General features: G+C 38.8%; 4 protein-coding genes. 2 read left to right on the top strand and 2 right to left on the bottom strand.

The window, feature by feature from the left end; all coding sequences use genetic code 11:
* Together bglX and ACEW8U_RS23635 are read left to right on the top strand one after the other, a co-directional pair.
* A partial coding sequence (gene bglX, locus ACEW8U_RS23640; RefSeq protein WP_373524523.1) for a beta-glucosidase BglX occupies nucleotides 1–2,166 on the top strand: 2,166 nt, incomplete at its 5' end.
* Nucleotides 2,167–2,398: 232 nt separating this feature from the next.
* Nucleotides 2,399–3,259: a serine hydrolase gene (locus ACEW8U_RS23635; protein WP_373524522.1), complete on the top strand. Its 861-nt coding sequence runs from the start codon at nucleotides 2,399–2,401 to the stop codon at nucleotides 3,257–3,259.
* A gap of 103 nt (nucleotides 3,260–3,362) precedes the next feature.
* Here ACEW8U_RS23635 and ACEW8U_RS23630 read toward each other — a convergent pair whose 3' ends face one another.
* Complete coding sequence (locus ACEW8U_RS23630) at nucleotides 3,363–3,869, bottom strand: hypothetical protein (protein ID WP_373524521.1); 507 nt, start codon at nucleotides 3,867–3,869, stop codon at nucleotides 3,363–3,365.
* Nucleotides 3,870–4,133: 264 nt separating this feature from the next.
* On the bottom strand, nucleotides 4,134–4,259 hold the full coding sequence (locus ACEW8U_RS23625; RefSeq protein ID WP_373524524.1) for an adenylate/guanylate cyclase domain-containing protein: 126 nt from the start codon (nucleotides 4,257–4,259) through the stop codon (nucleotides 4,134–4,136).
* Between the last annotated feature and the right edge of the window lie 10 nt (nucleotides 4,260–4,269).

Genomic DNA, 4,269 nt, shown 5'->3' with positions numbered 1-4,269 from the left:
TTGGAAGAAAAAATCGGACAGCTCAATCTTCCTGCAGCTGGTGATTTCACTACTGGGCAGGCAGCCAGTTCTAACATTGCCGAAAAAATCAAGGCTGGGAAAGTCGGGGGACTTTTCAATATCAAAACAGTCGCAAAGATTCGGGATGTCCAAAAAGTTGCTGTGGAGGAAAGCCGCTTGGGCATTCCAATGATTTTCGGGATGGATGTAATTCACGGATATGAAACAGTTTTTCCCATTCCATTAGGGATAGCCAGCAGTTGGGATATGGAACTGATCGAAAAGTCTGCAAGGATTGCGGCCAATGAAGCCAGTGCTGATGGGATCAATTGGACTTTTTCACCCATGACCGATGTGTCAAGAGACCCAAGATGGGGAAGGGTTTCTGAAGGAAATGGCGAAGACCCCTATCTCGGAGCACAAATAGCCAAAGCCATGATTAAAGGATACCAAGGAGATGACCTCAGTCTCAACAATACCATTATGGCCTGCGTCAAGCATTTCGCGCTTTATGGAGCGCCTGAAGCTGGAAGGGACTACCATACAGTAGATATGAGCCGACAAAAAATGTTTAATGAATATTTTCTACCATACAAAGCAGCTGTAGAGGCTGGTGTAGGTACAGTCATGACCTCTTTCAATGATATTGATGGCATTCCGGCGAGTGGTAATAAATGGCTGATGACCGATGTTCTCAGAGAGCAGTGGGGATTTGATGGGTTTGTAGTGACAGATTATACAGCCATCAATGAGATGACTGATCATGGGTTGGGAGATTTGCAGACTGTCTCTGCTATGGCACTCAATGCTGGGGTGGAAATGGATATGGTTGGGGAAGGATTTTTGACCACTTTGGAGAAATCTTTGAAAGAAGGATTGGTGACGGAAAAACAGATTGACAATGCTGCTAGATTGATTTTGGTGGCCAAATTCAAACTTGGGCTTTTTGATGATCCCTATCGATATACGGATGCTGAGAGAGCTAAGAAGGAAGTTTTCACCAATGAAAACAGAAAAACAGCAAGAGAAATAGCTTCTCAATCCATTGTGCTCCTCAAAAATGAGGGCAATATTCTACCAATCCAAAAGAAAGGAACCATCGCCCTAATAGGCCCCTTGGCGGACAACAGGGAAAACATGACCGGAACTTGGAGTGTAGCAGGCAAATTCGAAGAATCTGTTTCCCTTCATGATGGTCTGAAAAATGCAGTAGGTGACCGAGCAAATATAGTTTATGCCAAAGGATCCAATGTGGTGGCTGATTCGTTGTTGGAATCTAGGGTAAGTATTTTCGGGAAACCCACTTTCAGAGACAACAGACCTGCATCTGTCTTGATTGAGGAAGCTTTGGAAGTAGCAAAAAATGCAGATGTGATCATTGCTGCCATGGGTGAATCTGCTGAAATGACAGGGGAAGCCTCCAGTATGACCAATATAGATTTGGATGAAAACCAAAGGGATTTACTGAAAGCCTTATTGAAAACCGGGAAGCCTATCGTAATGGTATTGTTTACAGGAAGACCCTTGGCATTGAAGTGGGAAGATGAAAATATGCCGGTGATACTCAATGCATGGTTTGCTGGTTCTGAGGCGGGTGATGCGATTGCTGATGTATTGTTCGGAGATGTAAATCCATCGGCCAAACTTACAGCCACTTTCCCGCAAAATGTCGGACAGATTCCAATTTACTATAACCACAAGAGTACAGGAAGACCACTACCCGAAGGTGAATGGTTCCAAAAATTCCGGCCCAATTACCTTGATGTTTCCAATGACCCTTTGTATCCATTTGGGTATGGTTTGAGCTATACCACTTTTGAATATGGTGATCTGAAACTTGGCAGTAAAGACCTGAAAGGTGATCAAAAACTTCAGGTAACTATCAACTTGAAAAACACCGGAAAATATGATGGTTCAGAAGTGGTGCAATTGTATATCAGGGATATTGTTGCAAGTATGACGAGGCCTGTCAAGGAACTGAAAGGTTTTCAGAAAGTAGCCTTAAAAGCAGGTGAGTCCAAAACAGTAACTTTTGAAATTTCCGCCGAAGATTTGAAATTCTACAATTATGACCTTGATTTTGATTGGGAACCGGGAGAGTTTGAAATTATGGTCGGGGGCAATTCTAGGGATGTGGTCAAGGGAAAAGTGAATTGGATGAAATAGGATTTGTAAATGTTTCATAAAACTTAGTAACTGGATTCACAGCCGAATCTATAAAATCAGATATTTGTGGATATTTGATATTCATTGATATTGTTCGAGCATCATCAAAGGATCATTTTTTTATTTAGAACGGGTAGATTTTTAGTAAACCGAAATCTAAAATTAATATTATTACTACTTTTATTTAATATTATTAAATCGGTTTATTTATTGATATTAGAAATCAGATCTTATGCGCTTCAATTCCTTCTTATGGATAATTCTTTTTTGGAGTTTTAATGCCTATGGCCAAAAACAAAGTCTTCAAGACTTATTAAAAAATGAGATTAAGGACTTTAAAGGTGATGTGGGTATTTATGTTTACAACCTTAAGACCAATGAGGAAGTCGCTATCAATGCAGATACCATTTTCCCAACGGCCAGTATTGTAAAAGTCCCGATTTTGGTTGGCGTGATGGACAAAATTGAAAAGGGTGAATTGGAGTACCATCAAAAATTGGTCTACAGGGATTCCATCAAATATGGTGGTTCCGGGCTGATGCAGTTTTTCAAGGACAGTGTAGAAACTGAATTGAGCGTGTTGATGTCCTTGATGATTTCTTACAGTGACAATACCACATCTCTTTGGTGTCAGGCTTTGGCCGGTGGAGGTCAAAGAATCAACGAAATCATGGAGGATTTAGGGTTTGAACATACAAGGGTCAATTCACGGACGCCGGGTAGGGAGGAAATCTGGAAAGTGTACGGTTGGGGTCAGACTACTCCTCGGGAAATGGCCCAACTGTTGGTGAAAATCAGAAAGGGTGAAATGGTCAGTAAAGAAGCTTGCGATAGAATGTACCGCTTGATGTCCAATGTATTTATTGACGAATATTCACTTTCTGTTATACCTCCACATATTCAGACAGCATCCAAACAGGGAATGGTCAATGCCTCAAGATCAGAATTAGTGATGGTCAATGCCCCAAAAGGAGATTATGTTTTTTATATCACCACCAAAAACAATGAAGACCAAAGATGGGAGGATGACAATGCTGCCTATGAATTGCAACGAAAGGTGAGTAGGATTTTGTGGGAGTGGTTTGAGAAGTAAAAGTGTTGAAGCCACTTTTAATATTCACGTTTCAAAATATGGAATCAATATACAATACATCACAACTTGGTCAAATCCAAGATTTAAGATATTTTTGATCTAGTCAATGTCGGTTTGTTTTAAAATGAAAATCCCTAGGAACCAGCTTAGTTGAATACCGATCTGAAATTTTATTTGTTTCTTGATATTCTGTTATCACTTTCATTAAATTGTTTTTAGTGTACGTTGACCGTCCAATTGTGGTGATTGCTGTACCTCCCGCTAGTCCTACTAATGCTATGGTTCCCCCAGGATCATTGGTGTCTTCCACAGGTTTTCCATTAACAATTCCACCAATAGTTCCAATTGCTTGACTTGTAGCATGGGTAAGAGAGACCACCAATCCTATAAATGTTGCACCACCTGCTAAAATTAATCCGGAGGTGGTTGAATTTTTTCTTTTTCTAAAAAACATATTGACAGCTGCAGTAAGTGAATCTGAATCTGAGGCAAGGTTTAAAAATTCATATTTTGACATTTGAGATGGATTTTTGGAATAAGTAGCTTGTTGGGACTTGGCTTCGAAAAAAGTAAAGCAAATCAAAATAGTGAATAGCGTATAAAGTTTCATGGGTTTGTGGTTATAATTTCTTATCAAATCTATTCAAAATGAATTAAAAAAAATATTTTAATTAACTGTATTTCAATGCGATAGGTAGATTTTTTTTTTATTTTTAGTATTTAATTATAGATAATTTAATTAGTGTTTCATTCAAAATGAAAAAAAATAAATTATTGAGTTAACAATAATTTGAAATATCTCTTAATTACCACAATTAAATCTTTTCGAAAGAGCAATTATCGGCTCAACCTTTTTTCATGTATAAAGTAATTTTCAATCCAAAAAATACATCCTCATCATCTCCCTGTTTTTAATCTGAATTTCTCCCCGATAGGTACAGGGGAAGTCTTCTTTGATTTCATTATAGGTGGTTTCAGAAATATTGATTTTTCCGGGAATGGAAGCAGAT

Source organism: Aquiflexum sp. (genome assembly GCF_041751335.1).
Classification (GTDB): Bacteria; Bacteroidota; Bacteroidia; order Cytophagales; family Cyclobacteriaceae; genus Aquiflexum.
The sequence above is the reverse complement of the archived record's forward strand: the minus strand, read 5'-3'. Positions and strand labels throughout refer to the sequence as shown.